The following is a 15,865-nucleotide window of genomic DNA, read 5'->3' as shown; positions in this document are numbered from 1 at the left end:
CTTTTTGCCTTTTTTTGATTATTTTGCATAAAATATTTCGGAAAGAATAATGACAGAGATTTCAAACTATATCACCAACGACTACAAAGCCATTGATAGCCAAGAAACCATTGTAGCTACTCAAGAGGATTTATTTGAAATTCCATTTTCACATTTCCCTGTAGTTGAGGACGGCATTTATATTGGATGCCTCATTAAAGATGATCTTGAAACTTTTGATGGAGACAAAAAAGTAGCCGATTATCGCTTTGCACTAGAACCTTTTTTCGCAAGAACACAGATGATTTGGTTAGATGTTTTGGAAGTTTTTGCCAAAAACCACACCAATCTTGTCCCCGTCCTAGACGAAAACAACACCTACGTAGGTTATTACGAAATAGAAGATATCATCAAGTTTTTTCATGAAACCCCTTTTTTAAAAGAGCAAGGAGGCATTCTCGTGGTTCAGAAAGGAATACTAGAATACTCTATGAGTCAAATTACTCAGATTGTAGAAAGCAATAACGGTAAACTTCTAGGCCTTTTTGTTTCGGAAGCTAATACAGAATCTGTTCAAATTACCATTAAAATAAGTTTAGGCGCGATGAACGATATCATTCAAACCTTTCGTCGCTACAACTACGAAATCATTTCGGAACATCAAGAAGACAATTATATCAACAATCTGAAAGAACGATCCGATTATTTGGATAAATACCTTAACATCTAGTTTATCTCTCCATCGAACACTCAAAACTCATGAAAGTAGCTTTATACGGACAATATTATTTGGTTAGCACAGAACCCATCATCAAAGACATTTTTGTTTTTTTTAATAAAAACAATGTAGAAATGGTGATCGAAGCTACGTTTCTCAACATGCTCTACGAAAAAAAAATTGTCAGTAAAGAATACAAAACCTTTAGCTCACACACCGAACTCGACAGTAGTTTTGACATGCTAATCAGTATTGGTGGTGATGGTACAATGCTTAGAGCCGTTACTTTAGTTAGCAATTCTGGAGTACCGCTGTTAGGCATCAACGCAGGCAGACTGGGCTTTTTAGCTAATGTTCAAAAAGAAAATATTGCTGCTTTTATGCAATTGGTTTTAGATAAAAAATACACTTTATCACAGAGAACCCTTCTTAGCTTAACCTGCTCACCAGAAAACGAAACCATACTTGCCTTAGATTTTGCGTTAAATGAAGTTTCAGTTAGCCGAAAAGATTCCACTTCAATGATTACGATAGAAACCTACTTAAATGGCGAATTTTTAAACTCCTATTGGGCAGACGGCTTAATCATTGCCACACCAACAGGCACCACGGGATATTCATTGAGTTGTGGCGGCCCCATATTAACTCCAGATGTAAAGAGCTTAGTGATCACCCCAATTGCACCACACAATTTGAACGCTAGACCCTTGGTAATTTCAGACGATACCGAAATTGTACTTCGGGTAACGGGACGTGAGGATCAATACTTAGTCTCACTCGATTCACGAATTACCTCAATTCAAAACGAATCGGTATTGACCATTAAAAAAACACCTTTTAAAATCAACATGGTTGAAATACAAGAGGAAACATTCTTGAAAACACTTCGAAATAAATTACTTTGGGGTGAAGACCGAAGAAATTAAATTCTTTTTAGTAAAAGTATACTATACCTAACTTTTTTTTCGTTTTAAGAACTTTATCAACGCTTTTTTTTTGAAAAAGAATATCTTTTCAAAAAAAACACACATTTATGAGCAAGAATACTAATTGGTATTGAATATTATTATATTTGCATGCGATTTATTACCTATGAACAAATTCGTTTACTTACTTTTAATCCTCTTTTCCAGCAGCATTTCATACTCTCAAATCCACGAGATAGGAATTTTTGCAGGAGGAAGTAATTATGTAGGCGACATTGGGCCTACCACTTACATTGCACCCAACAAAATGGCGTATGGTATTTTGTACAAATGGAATAAGAGTCCTAGACACGCCTACCGCTTTTCTTACACACAGTCCCAACTCTACTCTAATGATGCTGACTCCAAAGAAAACAGTAGATTACAACGTGGCTACTCCTTTAAAAACAACATCAAAGAACTTTCTGGCGGTCTTGAATTCAACTTTTTTGATTTCAATTTACATGAATCAAAAGTAAAAGTAACACCTTATGTCTTTTCGGGTTTAAATTTCTTTTTTCATGATGAGTTGTATATTGACAGCATTGGCGACACCTACAAAGACAAAACAAGTAATTCAATAGCCATCCCGATGGCAATAGGCATTAAGTCTAATTTTAGTCGTCGCTTTGTTATTGGACTAGAAGTAGGAGCAAGATACACCTTTACAGACAATATAGACGGAAACAATCCGAGTGCTGAAAATTTACAAAATTTACGATTTGGAAACATCAACAACACGGACTGGTATGTGTTTTCTGGCATTACATTAACTTATACTTTTGGCGAGAAACCTTGTTATTGCGCCTACTAATATGGATTTACTACAAAAAATCGACCTTACAAGACTTCCCCAACACCTAGCTATTATTATGGATGGCAACGGACGATGGGCAAAAAAGCAAGGCTTCTTGAGAGCCATTGGTCACGAAAACGGAACAAAATCAGTCAAAAAAATCATTCAATCTTGTACTGAATTAGGCATAGACTACTTAACTTTATATGCTTTTTCAACCGAAAATTGGAAACGACCTAAATTAGAAGTAGATACTTTAATGAAAGTGCTCATCAATGCGCTCAAAAAAGAAGTAGACACCTTACAAAAAAACAACATCAGATTGAATGCTATTGGCAATTTAGAGTTGTTACCAAAAAATGCTCAAAAACAACTTTTGGAAGTAATTGAGCTCACCAAAGACAATACATTAATGACACTAACCCTAGCACTTAGCTACGGATCTAGAGAAGAATTAACAAATGCAGTAAGAATAATAAGCGAAAAAGTTAAAAATAATATAATTTCAATTGACAGTATTGACGATTCAATTATAAATCAGCATCTTTACACGCACAACTTACCTGATGTCGATTTAGTAATTCGAACAAGTGGAGAGCACAGAATAAGCAATTTTTTGCTTTGGCAAATCGCCTATGCTGAGCTATATTTTACAGCAGTTTTGTGGCCTGATTTTAAAGAAGATGATTTATATGAGGCCATCCTCAGTTATCAAAACAGAGAACGTAGATTTGGAAAAACAAGTGAACAAATTAAATAAAAGTTTAGTGTTACATAAAAGTATAAAAACAGCCCTTACCTTACTCCTTTTTGGAAGTTTTTCACAAATAATAGCGCAAGAGCGTATTCCGTTTGATCAAGGCAAAAAATACACTCTAGCTAAAGTAGATGTAACCGGAAAAATAAGTTTTAACGAACAAACAGTAATTACCTTTTCAGGGCTTGAAAAAGGTCAAGAAATTACTGTCCCTGGTGAAGAAATTAGTAGCGCTATCAAAAAACTAGGTAAACTAGGATTATTTGATGAAATCAATTTTTATGTAAACAAAATTGTTAACGATAGCGTATATTTAGAGTTGAATATTCAAGAATTACCCAAACTAAAAGAGGTAAAATTCAACGGTGTTAAGAAAAATAAAATCGAAGGATTAATCAAAGACAATAGCCTGCAAAAAGGGAAAATTGTTAATGAAAACCTTATCACTACAACGAAAAATTACATCGAAAACAAATATAAAAAAGAAGGCTATTACAATACAAAGGTTGTAATAAACAACACACCTGCTGATTCTGTAACTAGCAATCAAGTCAACATGCTCATCAATGTAGACACAGGTGACAAAGTCAAAATAGCATCGATCGATTTTATTGGAAATGAAAAAGTGTCCGACAAAACCTTAAAGGCAGCGATGAAGGACACCAAACAAAAGAAAATAACTCGCGTATTTAAAAAATCGAAATTCATAAAATCAAAATATAAAGAAGACTTAGACAAAGTAATTGCTTCCTATAAAGAAAAAGGGTATCGTGATGCCAGAATCGTTTCGGATTCTGTGTCGTATGACAAAGAAAAAAACGCACTTGCTATAAAAATCAATATAGAAGAAGGTAATAAATATTATTTTGGAAACATCAAATTTCTTGGAAACACAGTGTATCCAGACAACGGTCTTTTACAAGTTTTAGGTATTCAAAAAGGAGACACCTACAATGGTGTATTACTTGAAAAGCGTATTGCTGACAAAACAAAACCTGACGGAGAAGACATCACCAATTTGTACCAAAACAATGGTTATTTATTCTCAAACATTAATGCCGTTGAAGTAAAAACCGCCAATGACACAATTGATTTCGAGATAAGAGTAACCGAAGGTCCAATTGCTTATTTTAATAAAATAACCGTAGTTGGAAATGACAAAACGAACGACAGAGTTATTTATCGTGAACTTAGAACCAAACCAGGAGAAAAATACAGTAAAGACGAATTGGTTCGTACCATCCGTGAAATTGGTCAGTTAGGATTTTTTGATCCAGAAGCTATTGATCCAAAATTTAGAAATGTTGATGCTGCAGCTGGAACTGTAGACATTGAATACAATTTAGTTGAAAAAGGAGCAAGCCAAATCGAACTACAAGGTGGTTATGGCGGTGGAGGTTTCATCGGTACTTTGGGATTATCTTTCAACAACTTCTCGGCTAGAAACATGTTTAACAAGGAATCCTACAAACCTTTACCAATGGGTGATGGTCAAAAAGTTTCCTTACGTCTTCAAGCAAGTACCTTTTTTCAAACGTATAGTGTATCCTTCTCAGAACCATGGTTTGGTGGTAAAAAACCAGTTTCTTTTAGTAGCTCATTATCCTACAGTAAACAATTCTTAAATAATTTTACTACAGGTAGAGCAGATAGAAGCAAAAGCTTTAACATCCTTTCTCTTTCATTAGGAATATCCAAACGTTTGAGCGAACCAGATGATTTTACTTATTTATCACATGCTATAAGTTTTCAAAGCTATGACTTGAACAATTATTTTACAGGACTATTTAGTTTTGGAAATGGATTCTCAAACAACTTAGCGTACACCATCGGAATCACTCACTCTAACAAAGGGATTAATCCAATATTCCCAACCTATGGATCTGAGTTTACTTTTTCTGCTAAATTCTCACCTCCTTATTCTTTATTCAATAAAGTGGATTACAAAAACCTAGAGAATTTAAAGGAAAACAAATACAAATATGATGGTAGCCTTGGAGATTCTTATGTTGGAGATAATGGTATTATTGTAAACAAAGGCGACTATGTTGAAGCAATTCCAACACAAAATACAAGACCTAATAGTGTAACAGACTATAAAGATGCCGCAGCTGATCCTGCCAAAGTTGACCAACAAAAATTCAACTGGTTAGAATATTATAAAATTAAATTTAAAGCCGATTGGTATACTAAAGTATATGGAAAACTCGTTTTAAGAACATTGGGAGAATTTGGTTTCTTAGGAGCCTACAACCAAGACCGAGGTTTAATTCCATTCGAACGTTTCTTTTTAGGAGGTGACGGTATGCCTAACTTTGCAATGGACGGTAGAGAAACCATACAACTTAGAGGATATCCGAATAACTCTTTAACGCCATTAGTTAACGGTTCTCAAGACGGAGCTACAGTTTATAACAAATTCTCTATGGAGTTACGTTATCCAATAACCTTAAAAGCATCGGCTTCCATTTATGCACTAGCATTTTTAGAAGCAGGGTCATCGTATACCAACTTTAAAAACTACAATCCTTTTGACTTAAGTCGTTCCGCTGGATTTGGTTTGCGTGTATTTATGCCTGCCTTTGGTTTACTTGGAATCGACTTTGGACATGGTTTTGATGCCTTACCAGGACAAACCAAAGCCAACGGATGGGAAACACACTTTATCATAGGACAGCAATTCTAATTTTTTTGATTCAACTATAATCAAGTCTAAAAGTTATGAGAAAACATATTTTATTTATATTTTTATCCCTTTTTATAGTTGAAAACAACATTGCTCAATCTCGTGGCCCAAAAATAGGTTACATCGACATGGAATTCATTTTACAAAATGTAAACGGATACATCGAAGCAACCAATCAATTAGAGATAAAAGCTCAAAATTGGAAACAAGAAATTGAAGTTAAAAAAAGTGATATCAAGAAACTAAAAGAAACACTTTCAATTGAAAAAGCGTTACTCACTAGAGCACTGATAGACGAAAGAGAAACAGAAATCAATTTTTTAGAAGCAGAATTAGTTTCTTTTCAACAAAAACGATTTGGACCTAATGGAGATTATATGGTACAAAAAAGTTCTTTGTCAAAACCGGTACAAGATCAAGTTTTTACAGTAGTACAAGATATTGCCGAAAAACAAAAATTTGATTTTATTTTCGATAAAACGTCCGATTTTACTATGTTATTTGCCGCAAAGCGATATGACATCAGTGATCAAGTTTTAAGAAAACTAAACAATTCTGAAAAAAGAGAACAATTAAGCAAAAAGCAACTCGAAGCCCAATTAGTTAAAGAGAAAATCCAAGAAGCTTTGGATGAAAACCCAGAACTAAACGAGCGTCAATTAGAATTAGATGCTAAAAAAGCCGCAAAAGAAAAACTACTTCAAGATCGAATACAACTTCAAGAACAAAAAAGAAAAGAATTTGAAGAAAATAGACGAAAAATAAAAGAAGAAAGAGAAGCGAAAAGAAATGGCACAATTTCTGCAACAGTAGAAAAAGAAACTACTAATTCAACAACAGCAACTCAAGCAACTTCAACATCAAAAGAAGCAGCGCCTGCAACGAAAACAGCTACAGAAGTAGAACGAGAAAAAATAACCGCTGAAAGAACAGCAGCAGCAGAGGCTAAAAAGCAAGAGATTGCCAATCGTAAGAAAGAATTAGAAGAGAAAAGAAAGAAAATATTAGAAGAACGAGAAGCACAGCGAAAAGCAAAAGAAGAAGAATTAAAACTAAAAACAAAAGTAAATTAATATTAAATTTTTTAAAACAATGAAACAAATTAAAACTTTATTAATCGCAGCAATGGTAGTATTGGGAGCAAACACAATGACTGCTCAAGCAAAGGTAGCACATGTAAACATTGCTGAAATTATGACAAAAATGCCTGCTATGCTAGATGCTCAAAAACAACTAGAAAAGCTAAGCACTACATATGATGCTGAATACAAAAAAATGGTTACTGAATACCAAGACTTACTAAAAAAATACGAAGCAGAAGCAAAAACGGTTACAGATGCAGTAAATGAAACTCGTGGAAAAGAAGTTCAAGACATGCAACAACGTATTGTAGCTTACAGAGACAACGCACAAAAAGAATTACAACAAAAAGAGTCTGATATCACTAAACCATTATATGACAAAGTGAGAACTTCAATCCAAAAAATTGGAAAAGCAAAAGGAATGCAATACATTTTAGATGGTGCTTCTTTACTATTAGCTGATGGTCCAGATTTGACTGCTGATGTTAAAAAAGACTTAGGATTCTAAGAAAATTTTACACTAATATTAACTGCTCCTTCACTTGAATGGAGCAGTTTTTTTTTGAACAAAGTTGATAATTGAGTAATTTTGTTTTTATGAACAACAATCAACCCATCGGCATTTTTGATTCAGGTATTGGAGGAACTTCTATTTGGAAAGCCATCCATGAATTACTTCCTAATGAACAAACCATTTACTTGGCCGACAGTAAAAATGCGCCTTACGGCCAAAAAACCAAGGCTGAGATCATTGCCTTGAGTATGAAAAACACGGAATACTTGTTGACTTTAGGATGCAAACTAATTGTAGTAGCTTGCAACACCGCAACCACAAATGCGATCAAAGAATTAAGAGAAAAATACAAAATACCTTTTATTGGCATAGAACCTGCTATAAAACCTGCCGCCCTTCACTCCAAAACGCAAACCATCGGTATTTTGGCCACTCAAGGAACTTTAAATAGCGAGTTATTCAATAAAACGGTGGAAATGTACCATGATACCAAAATCATAGAACAAATTGGACATGGTTTGGTACAGTTAATTGAAAGTGGCAACATGAACTCACCCGAAATGACCCAATTGTTAAACGAATACCTACAACCCATGATCAATGCCAACATTGATTATTTGGTTTTAGGTTGCAGTCATTATCCGTATTTAATTCCACAAATAAAAAAAATACTACCTTCCCATATTCAAATCATTGATTCTGGAGAGGCAGTTGCGAAACAAACGCAAAATGTTTTAAATGAAAAAGTAGGCCTTTCGAATTTGGAGAAAAGCTTCCCTATTTTTTATACCAATACCGATCCAAAAGTGCTGGACGATATTTTAGAAAATCGCTATGGAATAATTCAGACAGCGTTTTAAATATTATTCCTCCTCTTTAAACCAACTTGAGTACATTACGTAGTTATTAGAAATACGCTCAATTTCGCCTGCAAAGTCAGATTGATCAATGTCTTTTACTTTTTTTGCAGGAACTCCTGCAAAAATTGTCCCTGAAGGAACAACGGTGTTTTGAGTAATTACAGATCCTGCCGCAACAATTGAGTTACTCTCAATTACGCAATTGTCCATCACAATGGCTCCCATACCAATTAAAACGTTGTCATGAATCGTACATCCGTGTACAATAGCATTGTGACCTATTGAAACATTATTCCCAATAACTGTGGGATGTTTTTGATAGGTACAATGTATCACTGCACCATCTTGAATGTTCACTTTATTGCCAATGGTTATTGAATTGACATCACCACGTAGTACTGCATTGAACCAAATACTACAATTTTCACCAATATACACTTCGCCAACTATAGTGGCATTCTCCGCTATATAACAATCCTCAGGGATTTGAGGAGATTTACCCTTTACCGATTTAATTAACATAAATAAAAATTATTACTACAATTAGTTAATTGCTGGACATTCGCAATCATACTTTTGAGGTTTACAAAACAAATTCAATCCCAACGTAATTTGATGATACCCTCCATTATCAAAACGAACAGCACCTGCCACTTGAGAATAGGTATAAGCCATCATAAAATTCTTGTAATTCACCCCAACAATTGGACTAAAAAACTGTAAATTTTGTTTTTCAACACTGTTATTATTAAGATATTCTGCTCCATCAAAACTTCTTCTATAAGACAAACCTGCCCATAGACTTCCAAAATCAAGATTTTTATAAGCTTTTAAGTTGATATCAATAGCTTTTTCTTTGGTTCGTTCTGTTAATTGAAACAATAACGAAGGCTCCCACAAGATCTTGTCTCTATTACCAAAAAGATAACCGGCACTCAATAAATATTTTCTCAAATTATCACTCTCGTACACTGTATAAATATCTCTTCTGGTTTCTACAACATTTTTGACCGTAGCATGTGCATAAAAATTCAGGAAATTATAAGAAGCTCCAATATCAAAATTAAAATAAGAATCGCGCTGTACTATTGTTCCATCAATAATCGGATCAAAATCACCAGACTGTATAAACTCGGTTTCATTCAATTGACTTTGAATAAATCCAGCGCTTAATCCAAAAGAAAGTTGATTCAAATCAACCTCATCACGAGAAAAAAGTAAATGATAAGCATAAGTAGCTTTCACACCTTTTTGAGAATGATATCCATTTTTATCATTAAAAACAATTACCCCAGCGCCTGCCCTATCACTCACTTTACCATTGTAACTTAATGTTTGTAATTGTGGAGCGTCATCTTGCCCAAACCACTGTTTTCTTGCGGTAAGTCTAACTTTTGCACAATTAGCAGCTCCTGCCATTGATGGGTGAATTAAGTAATAATTATCAGATAGATAATCCGAATAAACGGGCAGTCCCTCTTGAGCTTTGAGCAAAAAAGTTGAAAGAAAGGTAACTAACAAAAAGAAACAATTTTTAAGCATTAAATTTAAAATTAAGATCAATGAAATCAATCCTATAAAAGTACTATTTATTAGTCAATTATAATATAAATTATACAAATTAGGTTTAAGTAGAAAATAACTTTAGTAATTTTGCAAAAAATTAAAGTCATGACACAAGTAACAATAAAAGAAACACAAAATCCAACCATATTAAAATTTGAGTTCCCAGATTTCATCACACAAAATGAAAGTTATGAATTCAAAAACATAGACGAGACCAAGAGCTCGCCTTTAGCACAACAATTATTTTATTTACCATTTGTTAAAACGGTTTATATCTCAGGAAATTTTGTAGCTATTGAACGTTTTAGCATTGTTGAGTGGACTGACGTTCAAGAAGCAGTAGCTGAACAAATTGAAAAATTCGTGAACGATGGCGGTACCATTATCAACATTGAGGATAACAAAACCAAAAAGCAACCGGTTACCGTTTATGGTGAAACTACACCCAACCCAGCTGCGCTAAAATTTGTAGTGAGCAAAATGCTAACTAAAACTCCAATAGAGTATAAAAATATTGACCAAGCCAAATCATCGCCATTGGTACAGGAATTATTTAAATTTCCCTATGTAAAAGAAGTTTTCATCGACGAGAATTATGTCTCTGTAACCAAATACGAAATCAACGATTGGCAAGAAATCACCTTAGAATTGAGAACTTTTATCAAGCAATTTATTGAAAACGGAGGAACGGTTATCGATGAATCATTGTTGGATATTTCATTGAAAGATGAAAAAACAAAAGACGACAATTTTGACAGTCTAGATGAAACTTCTCAAAAAATCATCAACATCTTAGAGGAATATGTTAAACCAGCTGTAGCTGCGGATGGTGGGAATATTGTTTTCCACTCCTATGACAAACAAACAGATACTGTAAAAGTGATGATGCAAGGAGCCTGTAATGGTTGTCCATCTTCAACATTTACTTTAAAAAGTGGTATTGAAAACATGCTAAAAAGCATGTTGAATAACGAAAATATAAAAGTCGAAGCAGTATAATTTCTGCCCACATTAAATCAAGCGTCTCAAGTGAGGCGCTTTTTTCATTCCAAAAACACCTAAACAATTAATTTTCAGCTATTTTAAAATTAATAAAGAAAGATTTCCACGATAAATTGATTACTATTGTAGCCTAATCTTTAAACTATCAAATACCATGGGAGTAACATCATTTTTTAAAAATCTTTTTGGAACGGCAAAAGAAACTGCATCAGAATTAGCTAAAGAAGCAGAATCCACTTTTGAAGAAGTAAAAGAAGCGGCCGCCCCACACCTAGACCAAACGATCAAGCTTGCTGAAGATACCTTTGAAAAAGTAAAAGAAACAGCAACTCCTTATTTAGAGCAAGCGGAAAAAATGGCGGAAGAAACCTTAGAAAAGGTAACTGCAGCGGCAAGCCCTGTAATTGAAAAAACTAAGGAAACTATCAACGAATACGCAGATAAAGCAGAAACGGCACTTGGCGATTTGGTAGCACAAGTAAAAGAAAAAGCCAATGATACAACAACAAAAACAGTTGATACCGTTCAAGAAACTATAGAAGAGACAGGCAAAGACGTTAACGATCTAACAAAATAGCTTTTAAAATACAAAAATTAAGTATTTTTGTCTTGTAAACCTTCTCAAAAGAGAAGGTTTTTTAATTAAAAAAACAAATCAATGGAAATATCACCAAATCAGCTTTCTAATTATGCATCCTTATTGTGGAATGCCGTAATTGAATATTCGCCTAAAATAATTTCAGCGTTTATCATTTTAATCATTGGAATTTATGCCATTAGATTAATTTCTAGAATCATCAAAAAAATAATGGTAAAAAGAGAATTAGATCCTACGCTAACTAAATTCTTAGCAGATATCTTAATTTGGGCTTTGCGAATTCTGTTGTTTATTGCTTTTATCTCAAAACTAGGCATTGAAACATCCTCTTTTGTGGCTATTTTGGGTGCTATGGGTTTAGCTGTAGGTTTGTCATTACAGGGATCTTTATCCAACTTTGCGGGCGGCATGCTGATCATTTTATTCAAACCATTTAAAGTTGGTGACACGATCGAGGCACAGGGACAAATTGCTTCGGTGCTAGAAATTCAAATTTTTGTAACAAAATTACTAACGGCCAACAATCAAACTATTTTTATTCCCAACGGAATTCTTTCGAATGGTACGATTATCAATTATTCTATGCAGGGTCAAAGAAGAGCCGATTTGACCATTGCTATTTCCTATGCAACGGATATTAAAAAAGCTAAAGACATAATTACAGAAGTCCTTAGAAAAAATCCAAAAATACTACAGCAACCTGCAGCCGACGTAAGCGTAAAAAACCTAACCGATAATGCTATCCAACTAGCGGTTCGTCCGTGGGCGAAAAACGAAGATTTTTGGGCTGTTTATTCAGACACTCTTGAACAATGCAAAGAAGCTTTTGATGCAGCAGGAATTGTGATACAACCTTATGTTAGAGAATCTTCATTAAAAAATTAAAGCGCCTTTTTGGTTGTGATCATAAAATCTTTTAAATAAAAAGGCTCAAAATAAGCGACATCAACGGTGTCGCTTTTTTGGTATTTATCAAAACTCAAAGCACTCATTTCTTTGGCAGAAGGATATTGAATTCCTTCTAAAAAAACAAAATTAGGCGCTGAAAGTACCGTTTTGCATTTCTCGTTGCAATCCCCAATAAAATAAATGGTTTCTTTAATTGCTGCAAACGAATTTTCGGTAATCACTTCGGCTTGTGTTTCCCTAACAGCTTCATAATTTGATGTAAAAATAGCGCTATAGACTTCCATTCTTCTAGCATCTATCATGGGAACAATATAACCCTCAACTTGTTGTACTTGTTGTGCTAGTGTTTGCATTGTATCAATGGCTATCAACGGAATTCCCAAGGCATAGCATAATCCTTTGGCCGCTGAAACCCCAATTCGTAAACCGGTGTAAGAACCTGGGCCTTGACTAACGGCAATTGCCTTTAAATCGGCAAAAGCAATTCCCGCTTCCTTTATAATTGCTTCAATAAATACGTGCAAAAACTCAGCATGAGAATACCCTTCCTCAGCCAATTCTTTACAAATTAATGTACTTCCATTTTTTGCTAATGCTACAGAACAATTCTTAGTAGCAGTTTCGATGTTGAGTATGTAGGCCAAAACTTAAATGATATAAACTCGAAAATCACAATCTAAACTTTAGATTGTGATTTTCGAGTTGAATTTATACTAAACTATTTTTTTTCCTCTTTGTCTTTGTCTGTTTTTAACGAGACTTTATCTCCTGAATTTAAATCCTTGGAAACTGTGGTATAAGGACCTGTAATTACTACATCGCCTTTTTTAAGGCCAGATAACACTTCAATATTGGTATCATCTTGAATCCCTGTTTTGATCACTCTGATTTTGGCTTTGGTTCCGACTTTTACAAAAACACATTCGAATTTTTTATCGCTTTTCGGTTTTGGTTTGTCCTCATTCGGATCTTCCACTTTAATTTCTTGTACTGCTGCCGTATCCGATTTTACCACTACTGAACTAATTGGCACAGTCAAAATATTCGTTTTGGTATTCGTAATAATATCTACTGTAGCTGTCATTCCCGGTCTAAACGGAGAATAAGTTGCTGGCTTTCCTTGCAATAAATCTTGATAAGAATCTTTTAAAATTCTCACTTTTACTTTAAAATTCGTCACCTGATCCGCCGTTAGCGCAGAACTCGCTGAATTCGAAATACTGGTCACTACCCCTTTGAATTGCTTTTTCAAATAAGCGTCTACTTCTACGTTTGCTTCATCACCTACTTTAATTTTTACAATATCATTTTCATTCACATCTACTTCTACTTCCATATTGTTCAAATTAGCCACTCGTAAAATCTCAGTTCCAGCCATTTGTTGTGTTCCTAAAACGCGTTCACCAAGTTCAACATTTAGCACTGAGATCGTTCCGTCTGCTGGAGCATAAATCGTGGTTCTTCCCAAGTTATCTTTGGCCTCCAAAACAGTTGCAGAAGCACTTTGCACGTTGTAATACGCATTTTGCTTATTCGCTTTAGCAACTTCGAAAGAAGCAATCGCTTTGTCCCAATCGGCTCTAGATATAATGCCTTTATCGTACAAAGATTTGTTACGATCGTAATTGGCTTTGGCTTCTTTAAATGAAGCTTCTGATTGATTTAACACGGCTTTACTTCCTGATAAATTCGAGACCGTTCTGTTGTATCCAGAGGTATACAAATCGGGATTTATTTTTACCAACAAATCGCCTTTTTTTACCACTTGTCCTTCTTTGACATTCAAAGCGATGATTTCTCCAGACACTTCAGAAGATATTTTTACTTCAATTTCGGGTTGAATTTTTCCGGTGGCAGAAACAGTTTCAACGATGGTCGATGCGCTAACATTAGCAATTTCAACTTCGGTTCCTTGATCTTTATTTCCGAAAACACCTGATTTGGAAAGTCCTACTAAGGTTCCTATTAAGACAACGGCAACGGCTAAAAGTATATAAATGGTTTTCTTAGACATAATGAATTAGTTTTTTAAGATTGGAATTCCAAAATAGAATTCGAGTATTTTAATTTTAAAAATATAGTCGTATTTGGTTCGAATTACTTCAGATTGCGCGTTGGTCAACAAGGTTTGTGCTTGATTGAAATCGAAGGAATTCATCATGCCCACCGCATAACGTTCTTTAGCATAATTGAAAGCTTCTTGTCTGGATTCTAAAGCAACAATAGCTGATTCATGGGTTTTTAAAGCACCTTTGGCGTCCGTGAAAGCAGTATACACATTTCTTTGCAAGTCTAATTCTTGTTGTTCCAAAGCTATTTTAGATTTCTCCAAATTGACTTTGTTACGATCTACATTGTTTTTTACTGACCATCCGTTAAAAATTGGAACAGATAATTGTAAACCAAAAGCCTGTCCTTTATTATCACGAAATTGATCCCAAAAAGGCGGAGCCGATACCGTTACGGTTTGATCGTTCAGTTTAAATGTTTGATCCGCATAAGCAATTCTTGAATTGTAGCTATAAAATCCTTGTAACGTAGGTTGATAAGCACCTCTTGCAATAGCTACATCTTTCTCAGCAACTTCTAGATTCGTTTTTGCAATTTTCAACTCCGTTCTAGTTTCTTTCGCTTTGTCATAAATCGCAGTTACTTGTTGCCCTAAGATGTTGTTTTCATCTTTGAGAGAAGTATTGTCAATAACATCAAAGTCATAAAATTCTTTTAATTGCAACAATTGCGCTAAACTTAACTTCGAAATCAATAAAGCATTTTCTGCCGTTACTACGTTTTGTTTGTTAGTAGCTACATTTGCTTTAATATCCAATACATCACCTCTTGGAATAGATCCAGCTTTTACTAGTTCTTCGGAACGAAGCAATTGTTTTTCAATAATTGCTAACTGTTCGTTTTGAACTTTCAAATTTTCTTTATTAAACAAAACTTGTAAAAAAGCGTTGGCTACATTCAAGGCAATATCCTCTTGCATTTTGAGCAACTGATATTTTGAAGCTACAATCGCCAAATTGGATTTTCTGAGATTGTTTTGATTTTGCAAACCTTTATAAATATCCACTCCAACTGAGGCTCCAAACGAGGAGAACTGTGTAGTTTGGTTTCGCAATAAACCAGTCGTAATATCCTGATTCAAACCTATGTTCCAAGAATGAGAAGCGTTAGCATTAAATGAAGGAATAAAGCTCGCAATGGCGCCTCTTTTATTGATGTCGGCCGTTTTTAAATCCAGCTCCGTGTTTTTGATAGAGATATTGTTGTCTACCGCATATTTTACACACTCTTCTAAAGTCCAGCTCTTGGTTTGTGACGTTCCAACAATGGAAGCGAACAAAAAGAATACTAAACTTAAATAATTATTTTTTTTCATAAATCGGGAATGAAAGTGCAACAAATATACTGCACAAATTTAACATTT

Annotated in this window: 16 protein-coding genes; 11 read left to right on the top strand and 5 right to left on the bottom strand. The window is 34.4% G+C overall.

The window, feature by feature from the left end:
- Positions 1 to 49 precede the first annotated feature (49 nt).
- From AO58_RS0103835 to murI, 8 genes are all read left to right on the top strand, one after another.
- Positions 50 to 709 carry a CBS domain-containing protein gene (locus AO58_RS0103835; RefSeq protein ID WP_024980434.1) on the top strand — a complete coding sequence of 220 codons (660 nt, stop codon included), beginning with the start codon at positions 50 to 52 and terminating at the stop codon, positions 707 to 709.
- Positions 710 to 738: 29 nt separating this feature from the next.
- Positions 739 to 1,623: an NAD kinase gene (locus AO58_RS0103830; protein ID WP_024980433.1), complete on the top strand. Its 885-nt coding sequence runs from the start codon at positions 739 to 741 to the stop codon at positions 1,621 to 1,623.
- 166 nt (positions 1,624 to 1,789) lie between these two features.
- Positions 1,790 to 2,476: a type IX secretion system protein PorG gene (gene porG, locus AO58_RS0103825; protein WP_024980432.1), complete on the top strand. Its 687-nt coding sequence runs from the start codon at positions 1,790 to 1,792 to the stop codon at positions 2,474 to 2,476.
- A 1-nt stretch (position 2,477) separates the two neighbouring features.
- On the top strand, positions 2,478 to 3,218 hold the full coding sequence (uppS, locus tag AO58_RS0103820) for an undecaprenyl pyrophosphate synthase (RefSeq protein WP_024980431.1): 741 nt from the start codon (positions 2,478 to 2,480) through the stop codon (positions 3,216 to 3,218).
- A complete protein-coding gene (locus AO58_RS0103815; protein WP_035717360.1) occupies positions 3,151 to 5,901 on the top strand; it encodes a BamA/OMP85 family outer membrane protein in 2,751 nt (916 codons plus the stop codon). Before uppS ends, AO58_RS0103815 begins: the two co-directional genes overlap by 68 nt.
- 35 nt (positions 5,902 to 5,936) lie before the next feature.
- The gene (locus tag AO58_RS0103810; RefSeq protein WP_024980429.1) at positions 5,937 to 6,974 is read left to right on the top strand and encodes an OmpH/Skp family outer membrane protein; all 1,038 of its coding nucleotides are present in this window, start codon (positions 5,937 to 5,939) and stop codon (positions 6,972 to 6,974) included.
- A gap of 19 nt (positions 6,975 to 6,993) precedes the next feature.
- Complete coding sequence (locus AO58_RS0103805; protein WP_024980428.1) at positions 6,994 to 7,491, top strand: OmpH/Skp family outer membrane protein; 498 nt, start codon at positions 6,994 to 6,996, stop codon at positions 7,489 to 7,491.
- A gap of 89 nt (positions 7,492 to 7,580) precedes the next feature.
- Entirely contained in the window at positions 7,581 to 8,357 is a 777-nt protein-coding gene (murI, locus tag AO58_RS0103800) for a glutamate racemase (RefSeq protein WP_024980427.1), read from the top strand.
- Between the two features lie 3 nt (positions 8,358 to 8,360).
- Here murI and AO58_RS0103795 read toward each other — a convergent pair whose 3' ends face one another.
- Together AO58_RS0103795 and AO58_RS0103790 are read right to left on the bottom strand one after the other, a co-directional pair.
- Complete coding sequence (locus tag AO58_RS0103795; RefSeq protein ID WP_024980426.1) at positions 8,361 to 8,879, bottom strand: gamma carbonic anhydrase family protein; 519 nt, start codon at positions 8,877 to 8,879, stop codon at positions 8,361 to 8,363.
- 21 nt (positions 8,880 to 8,900) lie between these two features.
- A complete protein-coding gene (locus tag AO58_RS0103790) occupies positions 8,901 to 9,899 on the bottom strand; it encodes a PorP/SprF family type IX secretion system membrane protein (protein ID WP_024980425.1) in 999 nt (332 codons plus the stop codon).
- Between the two features lie 129 nt (positions 9,900 to 10,028).
- Here AO58_RS0103790 and AO58_RS0103785 point away from each other — a divergent pair, with 129 nt between their 5' ends.
- The 3 genes from AO58_RS0103785 (at position 10,029) to AO58_RS0103775 (ending at position 12,408) form a co-directional block, all read left to right on the top strand.
- Positions 10,029 to 10,922: a NifU family protein gene (locus tag AO58_RS0103785; protein WP_024980424.1), complete on the top strand. Its 894-nt coding sequence runs from the start codon at positions 10,029 to 10,031 to the stop codon at positions 10,920 to 10,922.
- Positions 10,923 to 11,079: 157 nt separating this feature from the next.
- Complete coding sequence (locus AO58_RS0103780) at positions 11,080 to 11,502, top strand: hypothetical protein (protein WP_024980423.1); 423 nt, start codon at positions 11,080 to 11,082, stop codon at positions 11,500 to 11,502.
- Positions 11,503 to 11,583: 81 nt separating this feature from the next.
- On the top strand, positions 11,584 to 12,408 hold the full coding sequence (locus AO58_RS0103775; RefSeq protein WP_024980422.1) for a mechanosensitive ion channel family protein: 825 nt from the start codon (positions 11,584 to 11,586) through the stop codon (positions 12,406 to 12,408).
- Here the strand turns inward: AO58_RS0103775 and tsaB are convergent.
- From tsaB to AO58_RS0103760, 3 genes are all read right to left on the bottom strand, one after another.
- Positions 12,405 to 13,076: a tRNA (adenosine(37)-N6)-threonylcarbamoyltransferase complex dimerization subunit type 1 TsaB gene (gene tsaB / locus AO58_RS0103770; RefSeq protein ID WP_024980421.1), complete on the bottom strand. Its 672-nt coding sequence runs from the start codon at positions 13,074 to 13,076 to the stop codon at positions 12,405 to 12,407. The two genes, AO58_RS0103775 and tsaB, sit on opposite strands and share 4 nt — an antisense overlap.
- Positions 13,077 to 13,150: 74 nt before the next feature.
- On the bottom strand, positions 13,151 to 14,446 hold the full coding sequence (locus AO58_RS0103765) for an efflux RND transporter periplasmic adaptor subunit (RefSeq protein WP_024980420.1): 1,296 nt from the start codon (positions 14,444 to 14,446) through the stop codon (positions 13,151 to 13,153).
- 6 nt (positions 14,447 to 14,452) lie between these two features.
- Positions 14,453 to 15,817 carry a TolC family protein gene (locus AO58_RS0103760; RefSeq protein WP_024980419.1) on the bottom strand — a complete coding sequence of 455 codons (1,365 nt, stop codon included), beginning with the start codon at positions 15,815 to 15,817 and terminating at the stop codon, positions 14,453 to 14,455.
- Positions 15,818 to 15,865 lie beyond the last annotated feature (48 nt).

The sequence above is a fragment of the Flavobacterium succinicans LMG 10402 genome (genome assembly GCF_000611675.1).
Classification (GTDB): domain Bacteria; phylum Bacteroidota; class Bacteroidia; order Flavobacteriales; family Flavobacteriaceae; genus Flavobacterium; species Flavobacterium succinicans.
The sequence above is the reverse complement of the archived record's forward strand: the minus strand, read 5'-3'. Positions and strand labels throughout refer to the sequence as shown.

Coding starts and splice junctions, on each gene's coding strand:
- AO58_RS0103780 (WP_024980423.1), top strand. CDS start 11,080: ATGGGAGTAACATCATTTTTTAAAAATCTTTTTGGAACGGCAAAAGAA.
- AO58_RS0103805 (WP_024980428.1), top strand. CDS start 6,994: ATGAAACAAATTAAAACTTTATTAATCGCAGCAATGGTAGTATTGGGA.
- porG (WP_024980432.1), top strand. CDS start 1,790: ATGAACAAATTCGTTTACTTACTTTTAATCCTCTTTTCCAGCAGCATT.
- AO58_RS0103785 (WP_024980424.1), top strand. CDS start 10,029: ATGACACAAGTAACAATAAAAGAAACACAAAATCCAACCATATTAAAA.
- murI (WP_024980427.1), top strand. CDS start 7,581: ATGAACAACAATCAACCCATCGGCATTTTTGATTCAGGTATTGGAGGA.
- AO58_RS0103795 (WP_024980426.1), bottom strand. CDS start 8,879: ATGTTAATTAAATCGGTAAAGGGTAAATCTCCTCAAATCCCTGAGGAT.
- AO58_RS0103830 (WP_024980433.1), top strand. CDS start 739: ATGAAAGTAGCTTTATACGGACAATATTATTTGGTTAGCACAGAACCC.
- AO58_RS0103790 (WP_024980425.1), bottom strand. CDS start 9,899: ATGCTTAAAAATTGTTTCTTTTTGTTAGTTACCTTTCTTTCAACTTTT.
- AO58_RS0103760 (WP_024980419.1), bottom strand. CDS start 15,817: ATGAAAAAAAATAATTATTTAAGTTTAGTATTCTTTTTGTTCGCTTCC.
- AO58_RS0103775 (WP_024980422.1), top strand. CDS start 11,584: ATGGAAATATCACCAAATCAGCTTTCTAATTATGCATCCTTATTGTGG.
- AO58_RS0103815 (WP_035717360.1), top strand. CDS start 3,151: ATGAGGCCATCCTCAGTTATCAAAACAGAGAACGTAGATTTGGAAAAA.
- AO58_RS0103765 (WP_024980420.1), bottom strand. CDS start 14,446: ATGTCTAAGAAAACCATTTATATACTTTTAGCCGTTGCCGTTGTCTTA.
- AO58_RS0103810 (WP_024980429.1), top strand. CDS start 5,937: ATGAGAAAACATATTTTATTTATATTTTTATCCCTTTTTATAGTTGAA.
- AO58_RS0103835 (WP_024980434.1), top strand. CDS start 50: ATGACAGAGATTTCAAACTATATCACCAACGACTACAAAGCCATTGAT.
- uppS (WP_024980431.1), top strand. CDS start 2,478: ATGGATTTACTACAAAAAATCGACCTTACAAGACTTCCCCAACACCTA.